General features: G+C 39.2%; 24 protein-coding genes. 4 read left to right on the plus strand and 20 right to left on the minus strand.

The window, feature by feature from the left end:
• The first annotated feature begins 208 nt into the window (after positions 1–208).
• Positions 209–703 (plus strand): metallophosphoesterase family protein, encoded by a 495-nt coding sequence (locus ACRX5O_RS05400; protein WP_433904992.1) that lies wholly within the window; start codon positions 209–211, stop codon positions 701–703.
• Positions 704–748: 45 nt separating this feature from the next.
• Here the strand turns inward: ACRX5O_RS05400 and ACRX5O_RS05405 are convergent, their stop codons facing one another.
• Complete coding sequence (locus ACRX5O_RS05405; RefSeq protein ID WP_433904993.1) at positions 749–1810, minus strand: flavin-containing monooxygenase; 1062 nt, start codon at positions 1808–1810, stop codon at positions 749–751.
• A gap of 93 nt (positions 1811–1903) precedes the next feature.
• Positions 1904–2107, minus strand: a complete 204-nt coding sequence (locus ACRX5O_RS05410; RefSeq protein WP_433904994.1) for a hypothetical protein — start codon at positions 2105–2107, stop codon at positions 1904–1906.
• 266 nt (positions 2108–2373) lie between these two features.
• Between ACRX5O_RS05410 and ACRX5O_RS05415 the strand changes: the two genes are divergently transcribed.
• Entirely contained in the window at positions 2374–2766 is a 393-nt protein-coding gene (locus ACRX5O_RS05415; protein WP_433904995.1) for a DUF2243 domain-containing protein, read from the plus strand.
• 265 nt (positions 2767–3031) lie between these two features.
• Here ACRX5O_RS05415 and ACRX5O_RS05420 read toward each other — a convergent pair whose 3' ends face one another.
• The gene (locus ACRX5O_RS05420) at positions 3032–3427 is read right to left on the minus strand and encodes a VOC family protein (protein ID WP_433904996.1); all 396 of its coding nucleotides are present in this window, start codon (positions 3425–3427) and stop codon (positions 3032–3034) included.
• Between the two features lie 126 nt (positions 3428–3553).
• Complete coding sequence (locus ACRX5O_RS05425) at positions 3554–4006, minus strand: SRPBCC family protein (RefSeq protein WP_433904997.1); 453 nt, start codon at positions 4004–4006, stop codon at positions 3554–3556.
• 182 nt (positions 4007–4188) lie between these two features.
• Here ACRX5O_RS05425 and ACRX5O_RS05430 point away from each other — a divergent pair, with 182 nt between their 5' ends.
• A complete protein-coding gene (locus ACRX5O_RS05430) occupies positions 4189–4560 on the plus strand; it encodes a VOC family protein (RefSeq protein ID WP_433904998.1) in 372 nt (123 codons plus the stop codon).
• 113 nt (positions 4561–4673) lie between these two features.
• Here the strand turns inward: ACRX5O_RS05430 and ACRX5O_RS05435 are convergent, their stop codons facing one another.
• The 14 genes from ACRX5O_RS05435 to ACRX5O_RS05500 form a co-directional block, all read right to left on the minus strand.
• Complete coding sequence (locus ACRX5O_RS05435; RefSeq protein ID WP_433904999.1) at positions 4674–5924, minus strand: MFS transporter; 1251 nt, start codon at positions 5922–5924, stop codon at positions 4674–4676.
• Between the two features lie 134 nt (positions 5925–6058).
• Positions 6059–7021, minus strand: a complete 963-nt coding sequence (locus tag ACRX5O_RS05440; RefSeq protein ID WP_433905000.1) for a bile acid:sodium symporter family protein — start codon at positions 7019–7021, stop codon at positions 6059–6061.
• Positions 7022–7066: 45 nt separating this feature from the next.
• A complete protein-coding gene (locus tag ACRX5O_RS05445; RefSeq protein WP_433905001.1) occupies positions 7067–7381 on the minus strand; it encodes a Zn-ribbon domain-containing OB-fold protein in 315 nt (104 codons plus the stop codon).
• Positions 7381–8517, minus strand: coding sequence for a thiolase C-terminal domain-containing protein (locus ACRX5O_RS05450; RefSeq protein WP_433905002.1), 1137 nt, complete (start codon positions 8515–8517; stop codon positions 7381–7383). The genes ACRX5O_RS05445 and ACRX5O_RS05450 overlap by 1 nt, the downstream gene beginning before the upstream one ends.
• Entirely contained in the window at positions 8514–9998 is a 1485-nt protein-coding gene (locus ACRX5O_RS05455) for a class I adenylate-forming enzyme family protein (protein WP_433905003.1), read from the minus strand. The genes ACRX5O_RS05450 and ACRX5O_RS05455 overlap by 4 nt, the downstream gene beginning before the upstream one ends.
• Position 9999: 1 nt before the next feature.
• Positions 10000–10506: a PPC domain-containing DNA-binding protein gene (locus ACRX5O_RS05460; RefSeq protein WP_433905004.1), complete on the minus strand. Its 507-nt coding sequence runs from the start codon at positions 10504–10506 to the stop codon at positions 10000–10002.
• Positions 10490–11260: an SDR family NAD(P)-dependent oxidoreductase gene (locus ACRX5O_RS05465; RefSeq protein ID WP_433905005.1), complete on the minus strand. Its 771-nt coding sequence runs from the start codon at positions 11258–11260 to the stop codon at positions 10490–10492. The genes ACRX5O_RS05460 and ACRX5O_RS05465 overlap by 17 nt, the downstream gene beginning before the upstream one ends.
• Positions 11261–11272: 12 nt before the next feature.
• The gene (locus ACRX5O_RS05470; protein WP_433905006.1) at positions 11273–12613 is read right to left on the minus strand and encodes a TRAP transporter large permease; all 1341 of its coding nucleotides are present in this window, start codon (positions 12611–12613) and stop codon (positions 11273–11275) included.
• Positions 12610–13095: a TRAP transporter small permease gene (locus ACRX5O_RS05475; RefSeq protein ID WP_433905007.1), complete on the minus strand. Its 486-nt coding sequence runs from the start codon at positions 13093–13095 to the stop codon at positions 12610–12612. Before ACRX5O_RS05475 ends, ACRX5O_RS05470 begins: the two co-directional genes overlap by 4 nt.
• Before the next feature lie 17 nt (positions 13096–13112).
• Positions 13113–14129: a DctP family TRAP transporter solute-binding subunit gene (locus ACRX5O_RS05480; RefSeq protein ID WP_433905008.1), complete on the minus strand. Its 1017-nt coding sequence runs from the start codon at positions 14127–14129 to the stop codon at positions 13113–13115.
• 31 nt (positions 14130–14160) lie between these two features.
• Positions 14161–15498 carry a (Fe-S)-binding protein gene (locus tag ACRX5O_RS05485; RefSeq protein WP_433905009.1) on the minus strand — a complete coding sequence of 446 codons (1338 nt, stop codon included), beginning with the start codon at positions 15496–15498 and terminating at the stop codon, positions 14161–14163.
• On the minus strand, positions 15455–16918 hold the full coding sequence (glcD, locus tag ACRX5O_RS05490) for a glycolate oxidase subunit GlcD (protein WP_433905010.1): 1464 nt from the start codon (positions 16916–16918) through the stop codon (positions 15455–15457). The genes ACRX5O_RS05485 and glcD overlap by 44 nt, the downstream gene beginning before the upstream one ends.
• Positions 16919–17005: 87 nt before the next feature.
• Positions 17006–18124: a CdaR family transcriptional regulator gene (locus tag ACRX5O_RS05495; protein ID WP_433905011.1), complete on the minus strand. Its 1119-nt coding sequence runs from the start codon at positions 18122–18124 to the stop codon at positions 17006–17008.
• Positions 18125–18364: 240 nt separating this feature from the next.
• The gene (locus ACRX5O_RS05500; protein ID WP_433905012.1) at positions 18365–18664 is read right to left on the minus strand and encodes a hypothetical protein; all 300 of its coding nucleotides are present in this window, start codon (positions 18662–18664) and stop codon (positions 18365–18367) included.
• 115 nt (positions 18665–18779) lie between these two features.
• On the opposite strand from ACRX5O_RS05500, the gene ACRX5O_RS05505 reads away from it, so the two are divergent.
• Positions 18780–19493 carry a 5-formyltetrahydrofolate cyclo-ligase gene (locus tag ACRX5O_RS05505; protein WP_433905013.1) on the plus strand — a complete coding sequence of 238 codons (714 nt, stop codon included), beginning with the start codon at positions 18780–18782 and terminating at the stop codon, positions 19491–19493.
• Positions 19494–19607: 114 nt separating this feature from the next.
• Here ACRX5O_RS05505 and ACRX5O_RS05510 read toward each other — a convergent pair whose 3' ends face one another.
• Positions 19608–20006 carry a hypothetical protein gene (locus ACRX5O_RS05510; protein WP_433905014.1) on the minus strand — a complete coding sequence of 133 codons (399 nt, stop codon included), beginning with the start codon at positions 20004–20006 and terminating at the stop codon, positions 19608–19610.
• A 161-nt stretch (positions 20007–20167) separates the two neighbouring features.
• Positions 20168–22546, minus strand: a complete 2379-nt coding sequence (locus ACRX5O_RS05515) for a beta-glucosidase (protein WP_433905015.1) — start codon at positions 22544–22546, stop codon at positions 20168–20170.
• Positions 22547–22618: the final 72 nt, after the last annotated feature.

Genomic DNA, 22618 nt, shown 5'->3' on the forward strand with positions numbered 1-22618 from the left:
GTATAGTATTTTCAATTAAGGACATGTTATACATACGGGTGTTATTCTGTTGAAACCAAGGGGTTTTCTAGAGGGAATGTATTCATAAAGTATCCCACTCCTTAAGCCAGAAACCGTTAATTGATTCAACGATGTTATAAATTATGAACTTTTGATATTGTAATAGATAAAGCTAATAGAAATTGAGATTACATAGAAGAGGTACAATATGAAAATTATCGTCATTTCGGACACACATATCCCTAAAAAAGCAAAATCACTCCCTAGTAGAGTCATTACAGAGCTAAAACAGTCCGACCTCATAATCCATGCAGGAGACTGGCAAACGTTAGATGTTTATCATGAATGCTTACAATATGGAGAAGTTAGAGGAGTATTTGGGAATGTAGACTCTGAAGAATTGCAAGAACTTCTTCCCGAAAAACTTGTAGTAGATAAAGAAGGTGTCCGAATTGGGGTCGTTCATGGTCACGGCAAACGCTGGACGACGGAGAGGCGTGCAATTGAAGCTTTTGCAGATGATTCGGTGGATTGCATCATCTTTGGACATTCACACATTCCGGTTTTGAAGGAAATGAGCGGCACTTTATTATTTAATCCTGGATCCTGCACGGATAAAAGGAGACAGCCAAAACCTTCGTTCGGTATCATCACTGTGAATAATGGACTTTATGCCGAGCATGTGTTTTTCGAGAAAGAATAAGCAAGGAGAAGAATTTATGGAAAATCTTCTCCCTGAGCTCTTTATTTATAGAGTTTTTAAATAACGGTCCAACTTCCGAATCACAAATTTCGCATCAGGACCGACTCCTCTTAATGTTGCAGATGCAAATGACCGTTGGCCTTCTAAACCTACATAATAAAGTCCAGGTACCACAGTGCTAACTCCACCTGCGTGAATGGGTTCTCCAAGTGAGTCAATGGCTCCAGTTGCTTCTAAATGAGAAAGCTTATTTTTATATCCAGTAGCAAAAATAACAGTGTCTACCTTCTCTTTCCTCCCATCTGGCCAAACGATACCATCACTATAAAAACTAGTAAACATGTTGTTTTGATCTGGTTTTCCTTTTTCCAATTGTTCTTTATACTCCCCAAGATCAAGAACTGAATTTGATTTTGGTACGGTTTTGCCAAATCTCCAAAAAGGATATCGATCAAAGCCCGATATTTTTAGCCAAAAGTGGATGTCTTGACCTAACACTTTTTGTTTTTGTAAAGTAACCGGTTGACGTACGGCTAATTTGGTTTGACTAACTTTTGAAAGCTCGATGGCAATTTGAACAGCAGAATTTCCACTTCCAACGACAATTATTCTTTCATTAATAAAAGGTTCTGGATTTTGGTATTGAGAGGAATGAATCATACGTCCATTAAATAACTCCCTACCCTTTATCAAAGGGATATAAGGACTCCGAAAAGAGCCTGTAGCATTGATAATCGTTTTAGAATAATACGTCTCTCCAGTTCCGGTAACAACAGTAAATACATTATTGTTTTTCTCAACAGATAGGACCTGCTTATGGATATGAACAGGAAGGTTAAAATGTTGAGTATAATCTGTTAAATATTGAATCACCTCAGATCTAGTAGGATACTTTTTCAGCTCACCAGGGAACTTCATTCCCGGCAACGATGAAAAGTAGGCAGGTGAAAACAATTGGAGACTGTCATAATAATTAGGCCAAGAACCTGCTGCTAAATTACTTGATTCCAGAATAATAAATTGATATCCCTTCTTGCGTAAGTAAAATCCTGAAGCTAAACCAGCCTGACCCCCACCGATTACAATAACATCCCAAATTTCACTCATATACATCCCTCTTTTATTTGCATTTTACAAGTATTAAACAAATGGATGTTTTACAAAATTACTGCGCTAGGTCTTGCAAAATATCATATTTTCTTATATTCTGTCCGTTAATCTGGAGTAGGCCAAACAGAAGCTTAAACAAGTGTCTTCTCCATATTGCTTTACATTACCTTTAAAAAAGTTTTGAATAATAAATTCCTTCGCCTTATCAATTTCATAATTTCTTGAAGAAATTACGAGATGAAAATATGATTCGAAATATTCAACTGATAGAACACTAGAATGATTCACCGTCATCAACTTTACCACCTTTACCTAGTAAACTCTATTCCCCTAACATTTACCAAGTTATGATATCATTAACTATAAAATATTTAGTTGTAAATTACAAGTAAAATTTATGAATAAACTATAATATTGGGCACACTGCCTTCCAAACAAGGATGTAGAAGTAATATATTCTAACAAGGAAGATTGGATACTAAATTTCTCTCCCCTTAACAGTTGGATAGATAAAGAGGTATAATGAATGAGACTTTTTGGATAGAAATGGAGTTTTTTACATGAGAATTTTAGGAGCAGTTGTCGGTTTTTTTACAGTGGATTTTCTTTTTCATATTATAGATGCGTTAGCATTTGGATTGAAGGCCGATACCGGACCAGAGCGGATTGGTGCGGTTGGATTCGGGATCCTCATTCTTCTTTTACTAATGACCTTGTTTTACCGATTGTTTTCGAAATCCTTTTTCCATGGATTTATCGTAGCAACCGGGCTTTTCTTAAGTTTTGATATCGTGGTGTTTCATTGGGTCTTTCAGCTACACCGAATTACCAGTGGTCCGGAGGCGAATTGGTTAGAGCCTTTGTTTGTGGTAGGGGGAACATGTCTTCTATTATATGGAATTAAGAAAGAAAGATCAGTGAGGATTTTAGATGATAAAGGGATGAGTATGTAACAGAGGTATAAAGGACAGGAAGATATATCCTGTCCTTTATTGAATTTTGTTACTCATATGAAGACAATGAAAGGCATACCTAGGTATGTATCCTTACGCAAATAATGATGAAAGTTACGCAAATATTTAAAATCTTACGCAAATAAATTTAAACATACGCATAAAGACACCATTTTCACGCAAATAACCCAGATACAAGCTTCTCACACATCCCATTCACCCCGTATACCCGTTTAAATCTGCCTTTATTAGGATAATTTTTCGTTTATTTTGCATTCACGTCTGGTTGATGAATCCCGAAAATGTTTCCTTCCGTATCTAGGTAATATCCCTGCCATGCCATACCAGGAAGTGCGTGTTTTGGTAAGGCCACCTTGCCACCATTTTGAAGAATTTTTGCTTCAATCGAATCGTAATCTTCTACTCCCATGGTACAAGCAAAGCCATTCATCGCTTGACTTGGTTCTGGAGGAGGACCTTGACGTTGCATTAGGGCACCGTTAATTCCAAGTTCATTTTCCGTGCCGGTCACAGCTCCAAAATAAGGCATGCCTGCATACTCACTCCAGTCTTGAAAGGTCCATCCAAATACTTCCCCATAAAACTTAGTTGCTCGATCCATGTTATCCACGTGAATTTCGAAATGAATTGGTCTTCCCATGATTACCTCCTAATTTGAAAAAAATTTGATTTTAGTCGAATCTATTATGTATTCTAGTAAAAATATGGTACTCCTTCATTATTGTAACAAATAGACTAATTTATTCTGGTATACGACCCATTCTACTCACTTCTCTAAATAGTTTTTTAACCTATCCAAATCTCTTTCACAGGCTTTTTTAAAGGTTCCAGCCATCAACTTGCCGAAAAATTTCGATAACCCTGTAAGTCCATTAATCTCCCCATTCAAAGTCACCTCTGTATGATTATCAGTGGAAGATAGTATGTAAGTAAACACAAATTCTCCTTTACCCGTTGTTCCTTTCGTTCCATCACAACGAAGCACAATTTTATCTGGTTCATGAAGTTCGACAACTTCAAAATGTTCAGTTGCCTCTTTTCCGAACATCTTTCTTGTTTCTTTCCACTGACTTCCCACACGGATGGGACCTTCATCCAATCGCTCGATTCCTACGAATCCTTGCATCCAGTGCTTAGCAGAATCGAGATCAAGTAACCCTTTGTAAGCGATTGATTGGCTTACCTGAATTGTTCTTTTTATTTCAAAACGAATACTCAAGTGAATCTCCTCCTTTCTACTCAAATGCAGGGCTCCTTATACACCCTATAAGTTCAACATAACCACCGTAAGTCCTTCTTAGGTAAGTTTGTATAAAATTGTATATTCACAACTACTCAATTATACTAAATATAGGAAATGTATAAATCTAACAAATACTAATTTAAAAGGAGATCGGTCGGATGAAACTTGGTGCTTTTTCTATTAGTTTAAATGTAAAAGATATATATAAATCAAAGGAATTCTATACGAAACTTGGATTTGAAGCATTAGGAGGAGATATTTCTCAAAACTGGCTTATTATGAAGAATGATAGCTGTATAATAGGGCTTTTCCAAGGAGTGTTTGAAAAAAACATCCTTACTTTTAATCCAGGATGGGATGAAAATGCACAAAATCTGGAATCCTTTACGGACGTAAGAGAACTTCAAAAAATGCTTCAAGAAAAAGGAATCCATATTGTATCTGGAGTAAATGAGTCAAGTGAAGGACCGGCATACTTTACGATTGAAGATCCAGATGGGAACCCTATTCTTTTAGATCAACATCGATGATTATTAATAATTTGAAGGAGCCCATGTCAGTTCTCTGTAGGTTGTCAGCTGACTCCCAAAAAGTAAAGGCTCAGAGCATGAAAATACTCTGAGCCTTTTTGTGTCTATTATTCTTATTTGGCTGGTTCCTCTGCTACTGGCTTACCTGTTTCGAGCAATACTTTATTCACTCCTAAGAAAAGGGAAAGGATGAAAATCAATATTCCCGTACCAACCAATAGCCATTCCACCTTGATCACGTCAGCCATAGGGCCGAAGATCAGCATCCCGATTGGCATCATCGAAGTAGAAATCATCCCAAATACTCCAAAGATTCTTCCTAAATAACTTTCATCAACTTTCTCTTGTAGTAATACCGTTGTAGGGGTATTAAATATCGGCATGGCAATTCCGAATATAGCCATGAAAATTAAATACACCCAGAAAATCGGAACAACTCCTAGTGCAAGAGTACAGATTCCCATTAGAAGACTTGCGAAGGTCATAGTATGAATTTTGTTTGGAAAGCCTCCCCAAGAGGCAATGAGTCCTCCTCCGGCCATCATCCCAACAGAGAAAGCTATTTCAATGGCTGTTAGTCGCCAAACATCGTCGCCGAAACTTCGTGTGACTTGAAGAGGAGTCAAAAAGGCGGCAGGTGCCATCAAGATAAAGAATACGCCAAATAACATAAAAAACTGTTTTAAAAATAGGTTACTTTTAATATATCTGACACCTAGCTTAAAATCCTCGAGATAGCTTGTTGGTTGTTGATCATTTGCTTTCTCATGAGCTGAGATTTTAAGGAAGCCAAGTAAAGTGAAGATGGCAATCACTGCCGTTATCACATCGATAAAGAATATCACTTCAAGTGTAGCCATAGTTAATAAGGCGGCACTCACCATGGGAGCGACAAACATAATGACTGCATGGAGACTCCCGTTTATTCCATTCACCTTTGTCAGGTTTTCCTTTGGAACGATTTGAGGCAAGATCGCTCCTACTGCAGGAGTTTGAATGCCTGTTCCTAAGGCACGGATTGCTGCCATAAGGAAGAGTAACCAAACGGCATCATATCCCATTAAAAAAACAATGGCTAAGATTAATGTGGCTGTAGCAATTAAGCCATCTGCTAAAATAATCAGGATTTTTCGGTTATAACGATCCGCCCACACTCCAGCAAAGGGCGATAAAATAAAAGTAGGAATGAAACCACATATGATAAAAAGGGTCATCATCATTCCAGACTCTGTATGTAATGTGATATGCCACATCATCGCATATTGAACCAAGGCTGAGCCAAAAAGCGAGATCGTTTGACTGCTTAAAAATAATATAATGTTCTTTTTCCAATTTTCCGTTTGATGTTTATTTACTGGATTCATCTATATACACCTTCTCAACTTAATTACTCCTTAATTAAAACACAAAAAGAAGCAGAGATTAGTCCCCCTGCTTGAAATATTACTATAGTTTCCTTATATTTGCACAAAGCAATTTTCTACTCTGTTAAGCTTTTTTATACAGGTAGCTTATGAATTGGTTTTACACTACTTTTTATTTCTTCTTTTGAATAATAATTGGCAAGAAGAGCACCGATCGATAAATTAAACATCATATTCATGACTGGTGCAATGACCCCCAGTTCTCCGATAAACTGATAGGCCAGGATGGCTGCAAAGGCTGTGTTGCATAATCCAACTTGAAAGATGGCAGCACGTGTATCTTCTTCATCCATTATTTTTTTGCAAATGAAATAGGTTAACACCATTGGCAGGAGTACTTGGACGAAGGTAGACACTAACACCAGTGGAATAAGTTCAAGTTCACTCGCAATGGATTCTTTGCCACTTACAACAATAATATGAACGATCAGTAATAATGCTATGGCTGATCCGAGTTTTGTTATCATTTTAGAGTTTTCAACCAGCCTTTTCGCTTTTTGTTGAAAGAAAAGGCCGGTACCAAGTGGGACAATCACGATAAGAATGAAAGATTGAAGCAAACTAAAAAATGATATAGAAATGGTCCCATCCGAAATTCCGAGCATCGACAAAGGGGTTACAAATGGGCTGATGACCACATCTAGTAAAGATGAGGCAATCACTAGACTCGTATTTCCTCCTGCTATAAACGTATAAACGGTAGCTGCAGTTGCACTAGGGACAGCGCCAGCTAATATGAGACCAGCTGCCACTTCCGGGTCATTTGAGAAGAACAAAGAAGCTAATCCAACGGAAATTAATACGGTTATTGTCCACTTTAAAATAGCAATAATGACCAATTCCGTTTTCTTTTTATTAATGGTCTTCATCCCTTCTATATTCATCGATAACCCTGTAAATAGTATGACGATCCCCAAGAGGGCGCTTGGGATTATTGGTGGTACTTTTAAGTATACAGGTGAAAAATAGGTGGTAATTCCAGTTATAAAAATTAGTAGTGGTAACCTTTTTGACAGAAACTCTGTTACTTTTAACATTCAATTGCCCTCTTTCGGTTTATTAACGAATAAAAGAGAACAGTATTATGTGAAAGCCTTTTGAAAAATATAGGCTCCGTTTTCTTTCGCCTTTAATTCTACGGTATCATTTATGGTTACTTCCTCTTTCATTCTTCCCGTTAACTTCAATCCATTTTCAAGCTCGACAAGCACGATGTTAAAGGGGGCTAAATGCTGGTAATCAGGAGAACTAATGTGAATGGTCGTATAGGTGTAAATACTACCTCTGCCATCCACTTCTTTTTCATAGAAGTTATCATTTCTACAATTTGGACATAAATATTTTTTTTGAGTAAAAAGATGATTACAATTGGAACAAGCATATGCGATAAAGTCCATTATTCAACCACCCTTTCGAGGATATGTACGGTTGAATAGGATCCTGTGCCACCTAGATTCTGTGAAAGTCCCATTCTAGCACCTTCCACTTGATTGCAACTAGTTCCTCTCAACTGATTTACGATTTGGTAGATTTGAGAAATTCCAGTTGCTCCGATTGGGTGCCCTTTAGATAACAGACCTCCACTTGTATTAATTGCCACCTTTCCCCCATGTCTGGTTCTTCCCTCTTGTATAGCCAGCCAGCCTTCTAGTTTCTTCGCAAACCCTAATTCCTCCGTTGAAATGATTTCTGTCATACTAAAACAATCGTGTAATTCCACCACATCGATATCCTCAGGCCCAAGTCCTGCCTTTTCATATGCCTTGTCTGCTGATAACTTAACTGTCCTGAGGGATAATAAATCATCAACATCTTGCATTTGAGTATGTCCAGAGGATTGAGCAGACGATCTCACCTTAATTCCAGTAGGTGTTTTCGTTAGAATCACCGCGGCTGCGCCATCTGTTGTAGGAGAACAATCAAACAGTCCCAACGGAGCGGTAATCAACCGCGCATTCATAATTTCATCTATGGTTGTCGTTTTTTTAAATTGTGCTTTCGGATTCTTTACGGCATATTCTCTATTTTTAAGTGCAACCATCGCAAGATGTTCTTTGGTCGCACCTGTTTCATAAAAATACCGATTAGCAACTGAACCGAAATAACCAGGAAACGTTAACCCTGCGTATTTTTCACTAGAATCGTTATCCATCGCTGAATTTATGGCGCGTGTCACATTAGCGGTGGTTGTATGCTTCATTTTTTCAGCACCAGCAACTAATACGGTGTCGTATTCCCCACTTTCAATCATTAAAACAGCCTGACGAAAGGCAATTCCCCCTGAAGCACATGCCCCTTCGACTTTGGCCGTTGGAATAGCACCCAAGGCTAAATCGTTCGCAACAATAGCCCCTAGTATTTCTTGATTGTAAATGGATCCACCCATAAAATTCCCAATATACACCGCGTCCACTTTCGGATGTCCCGCTTCCTTCAGTGCTTCCACACAAGCAGTTAGCAAGAGGTCCTTTAATGTAGCATTTTCATGATTTCCAAAGGCGGTCATTCCCACTCCGCTCACATATACACTCATGGGTTGACCCCCTTTTGCTCCAGTTCCCGCAACTCACGTTTTAATATTTTTCCATAAGAGCTTTTCGGAAGTGACTTTACTAGATAAATAGATTGCGGCTTTTTAAAACTTGCCAAATTATTTTTACATAGGGTAAGTAAATCCACCTCATTGACATGTTGCCCCTCATTAGGAACAACATAAGCAGTCACCGCTTCTCCCCACTTCTCATCAGGTAACCCAATTACACATGTTTCTTTTACTCCAGGATGCAAATTTAATACTTCCTCCACTTCACGAGGATAGATATTAACACCACCTGATATAATAACATCCTTCTTGCGGTCTACTAGATGAAGGAAGCCTGTTTCATCAAGCCATCCCAGATCACCCGTGTAAAGCCAACCATCCTTTAACGTATTTTTAGTCGCTTCAGGATTATTCCAATATCCCTTCATGACAAGGGAGCCTTTACATATGACTTCCCCAACAGCACCTGTTTCAACATCGTTTCCTTCATCATCTACAATTTTCACATCTACAAATGTACCTATTCTTCCACAAGATTCAAATCGATTACCTAGTTCATGCCTAGGCATCATTGTGATGGTCATGGGTGCTTCTACCTGCCCATACGTCTCTATAAACTTTGGACCCAATTTTTCTAAAGCTAACTGTAATTTACTCGCTGCAATCGGTGAACCTGCCATATTAATAGACTTGATGGATCTTAGCTTGTGAGCTTCAAAGGAAGGGTGCTGAATCATGAGATTAACCATGGTCGGTACCATGAAGATGACGGAAACTTGTTCTTTCTCGATATCATCAAGAAAATCTTCCGGTTGAAACTTATCAAAAACCACCTGAGTTAACCCGTGTAACCAGGACACATGTGATAGAAAATTGCTTCCGTGTGTTAACGGTGCCACATGCCCAACCACATCCTCAGCTGTTACTTCACAAACCATGCTTAAAGACAAAGCACTAGATAACATATTTCGGTGGCTTAGCATGACACCTTTTGGCTTTCCGGTCGTGCCTGAGGTGTACATAATCGCAAATAAGTCATCCTCACTTACCTCAATAGCCGGATCAGTATCAGAGTGACCACTGAGCCATTGTTCATAGCCTTCACCAATATAGATGCGATTAACATCGGTTACAATCGGATCTATGAGTTCACGTTCTCCTATTAACAATTGAAGGCCTGATTGCTCAATCATATACTCATGCTCTTTTGGATGTAGACGGTAATTGAGTGGTACCTTAATAAAGCCGCCAAAAGCTGCGGCTAAATCTAATTCAATATGCTCATGTCGATTTGACATCAGTATACCGACTCGATCCCCTTTTTTTAAACCCGCTGCCATCAGTGCATTGGCTATTGAAAAAGCTCTCTTTCCAAGTTCATCATACGTAAATTGGATATCTTTAAACTTCACAGCAACCTTATTCGAATGACTTCGTATGGCCTTTCTAGCTTGACTGCCGATTGTTTCCACCTTAATTCACACCTCCGTCTCGAAATTGGAATACTGGAAGTCCCCAGAACTGATCATTTTGTCGCTGGAGAACCATTTTATTTGAAAAATGTACAATAAATTCAACGGTAATAGCTGTTGGATTTTTCCCCTTTAAAAAATGTCCTCCGGAAATTTCCCCTTTATGATTCACATACGTTCCATGGAAATGAAGATCCATTTCCCCATTGAAATCACGTCCAATAAATCCAGTTCCCGATAACAGTTCAACTGGATAATCCCAGCGTATTGGCTTCGTGTAGTTTAAATGTCCGTCATCAATAGACAATTGCACTAGGGTAACTTTTTTTAATGATCCAATGCAGCTTACATTACCTGCTGTAATACCATGTTCCTTACACGCAGAAAGGATTCCTTCTAATAAATCAACCTCACTTGTAAGCCTGCCCATAAGAATACCTTTTTCTTGATCGACGGTTGACTGTACGGATTTGTAAAGGATGTCATCCTTCTTATCCAATACTGCCACCACCACACACCTTTAGTACTTGAGCCGTTGTATAACCAGAACCTGGTGAAGAAAAATATAGAACGGCCTCTGCGATATCCTCAGGCTGCCCCATTCTTTTAATCACCTGGTTATCCAATGAGTAGTTAACTCCCGCCGTAATTCCTGTTTCTGTTGCACCAGGAGCTACTGAGTTACAGGTGATTCCAAGATCACCCACTTCTTTTGCCACCCATTTTGTTAAAGCAATCACTCCCCCTTTTGACGCAGCATATGCAGGACCAGAACGGCCTTTTTTCGATTCCGGTGAAAACGATGATGTATGCCCGCCATTCATTCCAGAGATGGAACTTATGTTAACAATACGGCCATATTGTTGCTGTTTCATATACGGATAGATCACTGCCTGCATAAAGAAAAACGTAGCTTTTAAATTTGTGCTAAGGTCCCGATCCCAAGCTTCTTCCGTGATCTCCTCTAGATCAACTCTGGCACATGTTCCTGCATTATTTACAAGAATATGAATCTCTTTAAACTTATCGGCCGTTTCCTTCACTACCTCTTTTACAAACGTTGCATCCCTGATATCCCCAGCCTTTTGAAGGACTTCAACACCTTTGTTTAGTTCATGTATTTTTCTTTCCGTATCATTACAATCCAAAAGATCAACCAAAACAACATGGGCACCATAACTAGCCAACTTGATGGCGGAAGCAGCTCCAATACCACCTGCGGCTCCTGTTATAATAGCAACTTGATTTTGTAAGTTCATCATGTATTCCTCCTTTTATTTCACACCTAATAAGTCCGGTAAAAATGTTGTTACGGCTGGAATATACGTAATAATTAACAACACGATTATGGATGCAATTAAAAACGGAATAGACGCTTTTGAAAGTTTACTTAAGGAAGTGTTTGAAATCCCACAAGCCACATACAAATTGATACCGACTGGTGGGGTAAATAACCCAATAGCCAGATTAACTGTCATAAATAGTCCGAATACAGTTGGATCTACTCCGAGGAATAACATAATAGGAAGTAAGATTGGCACGAAAATATAGAAAGCAGAAATCGCATCAATAAACGCACCTGCAATTAATAACAAAATATTTAAGATTAGTAGAATGACATATTTATTGTCCGTCATCCCTAATAAAAGGTCAGATGCCTGTCTCGCAACTTGCTCAGTAGTGATGATATAGGCAAAAACGGAGGCTGCACTAACAATAAACATAACCACTGCTGTTTGAATGGATGCATCAACCATGATTCGGTAGAGCTTTTTAAGAGAAAGCTCTTTATAAATGAAAAAGCCTACAATTAATCCATAAACCACCGAAACCACAGCTGCTTCAGTAGGTGTAAACACTCCTCCATAAATTCCACCTAAAATAATCACTGGAATGAGAAGACCCCAAAACGTATCCGCAAATGCGTGCCATACTTCCTGAGGAGTAGCTTTTTCACGTGTTGCTGAAACTTCAAGTTCTGCTTGATTGCTTGAAAGCAATTTCTTCTTATCATCCCTACTTCGAATGTACAAAGCAGCGAGAATAAAGCCAATTCCCATTAATATCCCAGGTATAACACCAGCGATAAATAGCCTTGCAATGGATACAGGAATTTGATCACCAGCAACAACAGCAAAAACGATTAATGCAATACTTGGTGGAATAACAATTCCCATTGATCCAGATGTAGCGATTAATGCACCAGCTGTTTCCTTTTGATATCCACTTTTAACAAGCGCTGGGACTAGAATTCCACCAATTGCCGCTACGGTTGCAGGTCCTGACCCTGAGATAGCAGCAAAGAAAATAGCCGTTAAAACGGTTACAAATACAATTCCGCTTTTCTTATGTCCGAGACATACATCTGCTAAATGAATTAGTCTCTTTGAGATTCCTGCATGTTCCATAATCACTCCTGCCAAAATAAAAAACGGAATCGCAAGCAATGTAAATTTCCCAACACTTGTAAACATAATATCTGCTACAAATTCGAGGCCTAGCATCCCATTAGACACTAGCAATGCGGTTATGGATGAAACTGCTAAGGACACGGCAATCGGAACTCGCATAAAGATTAAAATGAAAAACAGACCAAACAAAATAAGTGCGATCATACTCGTTCGCTCCCTTCCATTGAGAGGCTCTTAAATTCCTTTATAAAGCTCTCAATGACACGGAAGATGCAGAAACAACACCCGATTGGAAATGCTAATGTAAATACCCATTGAGGCCACCCCATTGCTGGAGTTGTTTGGTTCAACATTAATTGAAACTGTACCATTTTGACTCCATAATAAGTTAAAAGAATGAACAAAGCGCATGTAATAAAGCTTGAGAATACACATAAAAACTTTTTCCCCGTATCATTTGCCTTGTCAAATAAAAGGGTAAAGCCGAGGTGCGCATGATTGCGCACCCCAACTGAAGTTCCTAAAAATGTTAGTAAAACAAACAAATTAATCGTTACCTCTTCTGTAAAAGCCAGTGAATAGTTGAGAAAGTACCTTGATATAACATTGGCAAAAGCAATGATACACATGACTGAAAAAGTAAGGACTAAGATATTTTCTTCCATTCGGGTTAAAACCTTAGACATACATTCACATCCTTTCTTTATTTAGAAAGAAACGCGTTAAGCAAATCTTCTCCCCAAACACTTTCATATTTTTCATAGATTGGTTGAACCGCATCACTAAAGTCCTTTAAATCATCTTCTGAAGGGTAATAAAACTGCATTCCAGCTGCTTCTAATTCTTCAATTTGTTTTGCTTCTTTCTCACGTGCAAGTTCGACTTGATATGCTGCAGCTTCAGCCCCTAGTTTTTTAATGAGCTCCTGATCTTCTTGACTCATTGATTCCAAGGTTTTTTTATTAATTCCAAGAACAAGTGGATCATAAGAGTAGTTCCACATGGTAATATAGTCTTGAACTTCATTTAACTTAGCAGAGTGGATAACGTCAATTGGGTTTTCTTGTCCATCAATGGTACCTTGTTGAAGGGAGGTAAATACTTCAGAAAATGTCATGGCAGTTGGGTTTGCACCTAGTTGAGTCCAAAGGTCTGTGTACATGGTGATTCCAGGAATACGTACTTTTAACCCCTTTAGTTCATCAGAAGTTTTCGCTTCAACTTTACTGTTCGTTAACTGACGAAAACCGTTTTGACCGAATCCGAGCGTTTCAATTCCTTTTTTACGAAGGATTTCCTTAATTGCTTCACCAGGCTCACCATTAAAAGCAGTATCTACTTCATTTAAATCCTTAAATAAGAACGGAGCACTTACAACACCTAATCTTTCATCAAGAATGGAATAAATGATCGTAGAGTGGAAACTCAAATCTGTTGAACCTTTTACTAGTAATTCAACTCCTTTACCAGAGTCTCCGCCAGAAAGCTGTTCATTTGGGTAAACTTCCATTTTAATACGCCCATCCGTTTCCTCCTCTAGATCCGCAGCCAGCTTTTCCGCTGCTTCAAACCAAGTAGAAGACTCCCCAACTGTTACAGACATTTTCAGATTATACTCCTTCTCCTTAGCTGCATCTCCTCCTGTTGCCGTTTGACCACAGGCTGATAGTACCAACGTCAGAACTAAGATCATCGTGAGAAATAATGATCGTTTTTTCAATTTAAATCCCCCTTATATTTTAATTTTTCAATTATTCAGACATCTCAAAAGAGACGTAATCTGACAGAAAATCTACTATGTGCATGGACTCCATCTGATGTGATAAACCTGCTCGCTCAATTCCTAGTTTCATTTGAAGTAGACAGCCTGGGTTGGATGTAATCACCACGCCTGCTTTTGTGTCCTTCACTTTTACCATTTTGTCATCGAGTATCTTCATGGACATTTCACTTTGAAGGAGATTGTATATTCCTGCTGATCCACAACATTGATCAGCTCCATCAAGCTCAACAAAGAATGCGTTTTCAATTGACTTTAGTAAAGTCCTGGGTTCCGATATGACTTTTGTAACATTTCGCAAATGACAGGAGTCCTGATAAGTAATGACTACCGGTACTTTGGCTCTTAATTTAAAGTTGGTAAACTCCATCTTTGACAAAATAGTCGAAATGTCTGTGACCTTTTGCTGGAAAACTTTTGCTCTGCTTTGCCACTCAGAGTCTTGTTCAAATAAATAAGGATAATCGTATAGAAACGCCCCACACCCTCCCGCATTATTAACAACAAAATCAACTGACAAGGATTCAAACGCCTCGATATTTCGTTTGGCTAGTGTGATGGCACTCTTTTTTTCACCGCTATGAGCGTGCAACGCACCACAACAGGCTTGATCCTTTGGTATATATACATCACAACCAGCATGTTGCAACAATTTGATTGTAGAGTGGTTGGTTTCAGAAAACATCGTATCCATTAAACAACCGGTAAAAAATGCAACCGTTGCCTTTGTCTCACCTATGGAGGAAAAGTACGCTCCTCTTTCCTTTAGGTCCTTCGGGTTCGGAACGTTTGGGAGTATCTTTTCCATCCCTCTCATCGTCTCTGGAAATAAGGATAAGAAGCCTACCTTTCTTGTGATCTTTTGTATGCCTGTACGCTGATAATAGTGTAAAAGATTCGTAGCCCTGCTTAACTTCTTCTGATCTTGAAACAAATGGTTAAATGCTACATTTCGTATGGTCTTTTCAATAACACCCTTTTTCTTAACCTCTTTTACAACTTCTCTTGCACTTTCTAACATGTGACCATATTGAACCCCTGCAGGACAGGCAGGCTCGCAGGCTCTGCAGCCAAGGCATACATTCAAGGAATGTTCAACATCATCATCCCATGGAATAAGACCATCCCGTACTGCCTTCATAAGAGCTATTCTGCCTCTGGGTGAATGTGTTTCATCATAATTTGTATGCACATATGTAGGACAAGCCGGTAAACAAAACCCGCAGCGCATACAGTCTAGTAAGCTCTCCTCTTGTATGGCTTCTTTAAACCCTTGCTTGATCTTTTGCTGTGTGACTGTTTGTGTCACTCTCTACCACCACACGTTTCTTTGTACTTCTTGCAAATATCTTGCCAGGATTGAAAAGGTGGTATGGATCAATGCTGTCTTTTATTTTTTTCATCACCTCAATACCTTCCCTCCCAAGCTTCCATTCAAGATAAGGTGCTTTCATTTCTCCTACACCATGTTCACCGGTAATGGTTCCCCCAAGCTCTATTGATACCTGGAAAATTTCAGCAAAAGCTTTTTCAACCCGTTCCATTTCATCATGATTTCTTGCATCTGTTAAACAAGTAGGATGTAAGTTCCCATCTCCAGCATGGCCAAAGGTACATATTTTCACATTATATTTGGATGCGATTTTCCCTATTTCCCTTACCATTTCTGCGATTTTTGATCGGGGAACAGTGGCATCCTCTAATATGGTAGTTGGTGACTTTCTTGCTAGTGCAGAAAGTGCAGCCCGTCTGGCAGTTCTTAGCTCCTCGGCTTCTTCTTGACTGCTTGCCAGGATGACACTTCTTGCCCTATTTTGTTGACAAATGTCCTCCATTTGCTGCATTTCTTGCTGGACAATGGAATGGGGACCATCTTGTTCTATAAGTAGGATCGCCTCAACGTCTGTTGGAAGACCGATCTTAGCAAAGTCCTCAACAACTTCAATGGTTGCTTGATCCATGAATTCTAATGTTGTAGGAATAATCTTAGAGGCAATAATTTGGGAAACGGTTTCAGCTGCGTGTTCTAGGGAGTCATAGTAAGCAATCATTGTTTCCTTATACTCCGGAAGAGGAACCAACGAAAGGGTAGCTTCGGTAATGATACCAAGGGTTCCTTCCGATCCTACAAAAAGGCTGGTCAAGTCGTAGCCGGCAACATCCTTAGCCAGTTTGCCTCCTGTTCTCACGACATCACCATTAGGAAGGACGACCTCTAGGCCAGAAACATAGTCTCGGGTTACTCCGTATTTCAACCCTCGAAGGCCACCTGAGTTTTCATTGATGTTCCCACCGATGGTAGATATTTTCATAGAGCTTGGGTCTGGTGGATAAAATAATCCGAACTTCTCAACATACTCTATTAAATCTTTCGTAATAACTCCTGGCTGAACCGTTAAAGTCAAATTTTCTTCGTCTAATTCTATTATTCGGTTCATGTTTTTAAATAAAAGAACAATTCCCCCAGATGTCGGGACAGTTCCTGCAGCAAGATTGGTTCCGGAACCTCTCGGGACAATTGGAATTTTTTGCGAGTTACATAGTCGAACAATTTCAACTACCTCTTTAGTATTTCTCGGTGATACCACAGCTTCAGGCATTGATTGATACATAGCTGTTGCATCATAGGAATACGCTAATCGCTGTGCTAATGAAATCTGAACATTGTCTTCTCCTACAATTCTCTTAAATAGAGAGAGGATCTTTGAAGAAAGTTTAATAGCCTTCACCTCATTCCTATCTAAATGTAAGTGCTTACAAATAGTATAAGATAGATGAATAACGAGAATCTATGTGTAAAAACACAAAAAAACATCTCAATTATGTGAATTTTTTGTATATTCTAACAAAAACCGATAAGCTAAATATAACATGACGAGATGGTCTGTATTTTTTAAGTTAAAATTGGTTAAATCTGAGATTTTATTTAATCGATAATTTAAGGTATTGATGTGAATATGTAATTCATTTGCTGTTTCTTTATTACTTAGGTTACAAGTAAACCAGGCATCAAGAGTTTGTATTAACACTTCGTCATCCTTAATCGCATGGATTGTACGTTGAATAAACTCTTGTTTTGTTTCTTCCGAAAGGGCAAATTGAAGAATATCAAATTTCAGATCTTCTTCAAAAATGACCCCTCTCTTTTTTGACGCAACTGAACTAGCCCTTTCAGCTTGCCGATAAGAAGTTTGAATTTTATCTGGAGGTCCATATTGTCCAACCCCAACAACCACCTCACCATTTGTATAATCCAATAAGACTTTTCGAAGTCTTTCTATTTCTTCATGTGTAATGGGTTTATTTCTTGAAGGTAGGAATGCTAATAGCTTCTCTCTCCCCCATCGTACAAACAAGTTCTGCTCACTACCACTCCACTGCTGCTTAATTACATTAATTTGTGTGTATGAGACATGAAAAGGTTCATTTACCGTTTTGAATATGATGACTTGATGAAAGGCTGAAATATCAATATGGAAGAAATTCGCACGATCCATTAGTTGCTGATCCGTATGCTTCGCATGAAGCCAATCAAATACAAATAACTCCAACTCCCTATCTCTTCTTTCCAGTTCCTCTCGGAATGCATTATCCTGAATAAATAACTCCGTCAGTTTTTTTAGCAATTGAGCGTAGGGAGCAACTACTTCTGGTTTTCCCGTAATTCCTATACAACCTATCGATTTACCATGAATAAATAATGGCAAAACGATTCCATAACGGACTCCCTTAAGCGTATTTACTTTTTCCTCGTCCATAAATAAAGTCTTTTTTTCTATAATTGCTAGCATGGCTCCTTCATGAAAGCTTCTAATCCGGCTGGGGTCTGTACTTGCAACAATCATTCCATTTGTGTCCGTAACAATCACATGCTCGTTTATAAGCTTACTTACTTCCTCAACGAGGTCTTGCGCAAGCTTTTCGTATATTTGCAATGATAAGCCCCCCCTCTACAAAACCTTTTCATATCATAAATTTGTAAATGCACTATACCCATACTAACTAAAGCGTTAATATAATGAATTCTATATAACCGCTTTCATTCCTGCTTTGAAATTTTGATTGATTTGTTCCTGTTTCATAAAATAAATAAAAATGCATCAATCCGTTAGGACCAATGCATTAGAATTTATAATTTTAGTTGCAGCAAGTGACTGTCCTTATGCTTCTTTACTTCAATCAAACCTAGTCGTTTCAAAGCCATCTAATATATCTTCTAATTCCGTTAAAAAGGTGATATAAACAGGACCAGGGATTCTTTCAGCAAAGCTTTTAATCACTGGTAACTCTTCTACTTCTTCTATCGTTTCTGGCTTCTCTTCCAGACGGTTCCACCAAACCTTTAATTCATCAAAAAATGCGTAAAAGTAACGTTCAAATCGCTCAGCCCATTCCGCTCCTTCATCGCCTTCCGTCTTCTGCATCATGGACCAAGCTTCAAGGGCGGTGTCAAAGTACTCGTTCATTTTTTCCATCTAAACACTCCTCACTTGTTAACAAACACAAATCATTCGATAGTTTCTTTACTTGAGTTTATAATACTTTGTAAGATTTGGTAAACTTATATTAAAAATATTGTAGGTGTACGAAATGAAAACCAAACAAGACATTCGCGAAGAAAAGTGGAGCTATTTAACCGAACATAAATTAGGGAGATTTCCTTTTCCCTTACAAAACCGAATTCCCAATTTCAAAGGGGCAGAAAAAGCGGCACATTTTGTCACGACGATGCCTGAGTATCAAAACGCAAAAGTCATTAAAGTGAACCCGGACTCTCCCCAACTGCCGATTCGCGCACAAATATTAAAGGACGGCAAAACCTTACTTGTCCCTACCCCTAGATTAAAAGCTGGATTTATTATGGTGAAGCCTGAATGGGTACCAACAGGTGAAGAGCGAAAAGCAGCCAGTCTCTCTCATATTAAATCCTACGGCAAAGAAATCTCGCTTTCTGAAATGCCCAGAATTGATTTGTTTTTTACTGGCTCTGTTGCCCTGCATAGAGATGGAAGAAGAGTGGGAAAAGGTGAAGGATACTCTGACCGGGAATATGCCATTATCAGAGAGCTCGGAAATCCAGATGTACCAATTATCGGAACGATCCATAGTGGTCAATTGACAGATCATGAAATCCCAAGAGATCCATATGACTTAACCGTCGATTGGATTGCCACTGAAACCGGATTAATCGAGACCCATTCCCCTTATAAAAAGCCAAGTGGGATTCAATGGGAGCTTGTTACGGAAGAGGAATTAGAGGAAATGCCTGTTTTACAGGAGATACGGGAATTAACAGGAAAATAATCTTAAGAATTTTATAAAATAGAACCCTTTGAATGGAGTTTCAGAGGGTTCTTTATGAAGTATGGATTTAATCGCTTTGAGGTTTTTATAATAGTGGGTCTAGGTAATGAGGGGTTATTGCTTCTCGTTTATAATCTCAAGTACATGTTGATGTTGCTTTTGAACCGATGATATATGTTTTATTTCACTGCTTAATTCTGTTTTTACTTCTTCAAGCTTTTTCATGAGACTTCCATAATAAAAAGCTACCTCTTTTCTCATCTCTGCCTGCTCACCTTTTAATCCACCAAGTTCCTTTCTCATCTCACCCTGCTCTACTTTCATAGCTGCCTGCTCTGCTTTCATTTCTGCCTGCTCTACTTTCATTTCTGCTTGATCTGCTTTCATTTCTGCTAGATCTGATTTCATTTCTGCTTGATCTATCTTAATATCATGTATATCTTTTCGCATGTCTAGTTGGCTGTTTTCAACGACTTGGAGTTTATCAAGTATTTGTTGTAGGATTTGCTCCATCTTTCTCACCTCCCTATCATTTAATTACATTATACTTCACTGATAAGTTTTATACCATTGGCTTAGTAGTGCAAGATGTGACCGTTAATTCCACCTCAAAAAAAAGAGACCCCTAGAGGTCTACGAAAATGAGTAATTTCTTTTGGGTCCCTTTATAAATACTATTTTTTTGACAATCTCTCGAATTCAACCTGTGGAGCCAGAACATCACTTACTTTCTCAACGACCATTGTTTCATCCACCTTAAATACCGCCGTTCCTTTAATATCTTCTGACGACGCTCCTATATTAATTTTATAGGTGCCTTTTTCAAGAATCCAGGACGAGGACTCTTCATCAAAAGAGGCTAAGTCTTTTGCATTGAGAACAAAGGTAAGTTCTTCTTTTTTTCCAGGTTGTAATTCTTTCGTCTTGGCAAAATCCTTTAATTCTAGCTCAGGTTTTTCAAGCTTTCCATCCGGAGCGTTCACATAGAGTTGAACCGCTTCTCTTCCGGACGTCTTTCCAGTGTTTTTCACCGTGGCTGTGACTTTGATTTCTCCATCAAATTTCTTTCCTTCTGTCACATTTATGTCACTGTAATTGAACTTTGTATACGACAGTCCATAGCCGAATTCATAGGCTGGTTCGACGTCAAAAGTTGTATTGTATCTGTACCCAACATAGATGTCCTCTTCATAAGGGAAACCGTCCGCTGATCCAGGGAATCGGTCTGCATATGGAAGATCTTCATAGTCTTTCGGGAAGGTCTGAGCCAATTTTCCGGAAGGATTGACTTCCCCGGTCAAGATATCTGCCACCGCATTTCCAAGTTCTTGTCCTGGCTGCCAAGAAAGGAGGATTCCATCTACTTGATCTTTCCAGCTTTCCGTCTCAATAGGACCTTCAACCGTCAACACAGCAATGACTTTTTTGCCCTGGGCTCGGTACGCCTTTGACACCTGCTCGACCATTTCCTTCTGAGAATCAGAGAGATAAAAGTCTTCTTTTGCCCGGTCGTTCGCATAGGAGCCAGGAGCGGTTCCGATGACCACAATTCCTACATCTGTATTCTTGGCTGCTTCAATAACGTCTTCACTGATATCCATTTCAGGTAGCTTCGGTCCGACCGAGCCGAATGTTCCAGGCGTACCTTTGTATTCGTCTAAGGCCCTCATCTCCGTAACATATTGGTCATTCTTTTGAATCAACTCTTCATTAAGTGTAAAGCCTGCATTACGGAGTCCTTCTGCGATCCCCACATGGTAAGGTGCATAGACCAGGGCGCTTCCCCTGCCACCCGTATTGATTTCACTAACAGGTACCCCAAATAAGGAAACACTTTGCTTGTTGCTAATTGGCAAGGCGGCTTTATTATTTTCAAGAAGAACCATTCCATCTGCAGCTGCTTTCCTTGAAATCTTAGCATTTTCCGTGAGATCCGGGTTATTCGTAGCCGTTTCTCCTTTGAATGTACGAGTATTAACAACTATTTTTAGAATTTCCTTAATATTTCGGTCAAGGATGGCTTCATCAAGGATCCCACTATTCACTGCATCCATGATTCTTTGTGACTGTGCGGCACTTCCAGGCATCAAAAGATTTGTCCCCGCTTCCATTTGTTTAGCAATATCTCTTAGGCCGAACTCCCAGTCTGTCATGGCGAACCCTGTAAAGCCAAAATCCTTTCTTAACACCTCGGTTAAAAGTTCTTTATTTTCAGTCGCGTACGTTCCATTAATCATATTATAGGAATCCATGATCGACCATGGATCAGATTCTTTTACAGTAATCTCGAAACCTTTTAGATAAATTTCCCTGAGTGCACGCTGGCTGACGACCATATTTCCATTGTTATTGGTCCGCTGATTAAAGGCGGCAAAATGTTTAATCGTTGTTCCCACTCCGTTATCTTCCACCCCATTCACAAACGAACTGGCCATTTCTCCCGTAACAACAGGATCTTCGGAAAAGTATTCAAAGTTTCTTCCGTTGAGAAGGTAACTTTGAATATTCATACCAGGGGCAAGTAAAAGGTCGATTCCGAAAGCTTTCAATTCCTGGCTCGTCGCCTCTCCGACTTCCTTCGCTAACTCCTTATCCCAAGAGGCACCTAGGACTGTTGGAGAAGGGAATTTAGTGGCATAATAGGTTTTGCTGTCATCTGGTCTTGTCGGAGAGATGCGGACTCCCATTGGTCCATCTGCCATGACGATAGCCGGAATGCCTAAACGTTCAATCGCTTGTGTCTGACCAGCTGCCCCCGGTACCTTAGTAGACTGACCGCCAATGACTTCTCCGTTTTCGGCTACCAATCCCCCTTTATTTCCCCCTACAACCATAAATGCCTTTTCCTGAAGTGTCATCGCTGCAATAACCGCATCAATTGACTTTTCATCAACTAGCTTTGGCGTTGCTGCGATGACGGAAGATTGTACCGTTGTGGTATTATTCTCAGCTGCACTTATAGGTATAGTGGTGATTCCCGATAACGCAATCGTTGATGCCATGGCCAATGCCAATAACTTTTTTCTTTTGTTTTTCTTTAGCTTTTTTAACATGTTTACTCCCACTCGCCCTTCTTCTTTTAAAAGTTTAATTAAAGCGCTTACATTTATCTTAAAGAAAATCAG

This window comes from Robertmurraya mesotrionivorans (assembly GCF_050971805.1).
GTDB lineage: Bacteria > Bacillota > Bacilli > Bacillales > Cytobacillaceae > Robertmurraya_A.

Bases quoted from the DNA above. Each gene is read 5' to 3' on its own strand.
- ACRX5O_RS05500 (WP_433905012.1), bottom strand. From the start codon at position 18,664: ATGGAAAAAATGAACGAGTACTTTGACACCGCCCTTGAAGCTTGGTCC.
- ACRX5O_RS05400 (WP_433904992.1), top strand. From the start codon at position 209: ATGAAAATTATCGTCATTTCGGACACACATATCCCTAAAAAAGCAAAA.
- ACRX5O_RS05505 (WP_433905013.1), top strand. From the start codon at position 18,780: ATGAAAACCAAACAAGACATTCGCGAAGAAAAGTGGAGCTATTTAACC.
- ACRX5O_RS05435 (WP_433904999.1), bottom strand. From the start codon at position 5,924: ATGAATCCAGTAAATAAACATCAAACGGAAAATTGGAAAAAGAACATT.
- ACRX5O_RS05410 (WP_433904994.1), bottom strand. From the start codon at position 2,107: ATGACGGTGAATCATTCTAGTGTTCTATCAGTTGAATATTTCGAATCA.
- ACRX5O_RS05405 (WP_433904993.1), bottom strand. From the start codon at position 1,810: ATGAGTGAAATTTGGGATGTTATTGTAATCGGTGGGGGTCAGGCTGGT.
- ACRX5O_RS05510 (WP_433905014.1), bottom strand. From the start codon at position 20,006: ATGGAGCAAATCCTACAACAAATACTTGATAAACTCCAAGTCGTTGAA.
- ACRX5O_RS05450 (WP_433905002.1), bottom strand. From the start codon at position 8,517: ATGAGTGTATATGTGAGCGGAGTGGGAATGACCGCCTTTGGAAATCAT.
- ACRX5O_RS05515 (WP_433905015.1), bottom strand. From the start codon at position 22,546: ATGTTAAAAAAGCTAAAGAAAAACAAAAGAAAAAAGTTATTGGCATTG.
- ACRX5O_RS05470 (WP_433905006.1), bottom strand. From the start codon at position 12,613: ATGATCGCACTTATTTTGTTTGGTCTGTTTTTCATTTTAATCTTTATG.
- ACRX5O_RS05430 (WP_433904998.1), top strand. From the start codon at position 4,189: ATGAAACTTGGTGCTTTTTCTATTAGTTTAAATGTAAAAGATATATAT.
- ACRX5O_RS05465 (WP_433905005.1), bottom strand. From the start codon at position 11,260: ATGATGAACTTACAAAATCAAGTTGCTATTATAACAGGAGCCGCAGGT.
- ACRX5O_RS05415 (WP_433904995.1), top strand. From the start codon at position 2,374: ATGAGAATTTTAGGAGCAGTTGTCGGTTTTTTTACAGTGGATTTTCTT.
- ACRX5O_RS05440 (WP_433905000.1), bottom strand. From the start codon at position 7,021: ATGTTAAAAGTAACAGAGTTTCTGTCAAAAAGGTTACCACTACTAATT.
- ACRX5O_RS05445 (WP_433905001.1), bottom strand. From the start codon at position 7,381: ATGGACTTTATCGCATATGCTTGTTCCAATTGTAATCATCTTTTTACT.
- ACRX5O_RS05420 (WP_433904996.1), bottom strand. From the start codon at position 3,427: ATGGGAAGACCAATTCATTTCGAAATTCACGTGGATAACATGGATCGA.
- ACRX5O_RS05475 (WP_433905007.1), bottom strand. From the start codon at position 13,095: ATGTCTAAGGTTTTAACCCGAATGGAAGAAAATATCTTAGTCCTTACT.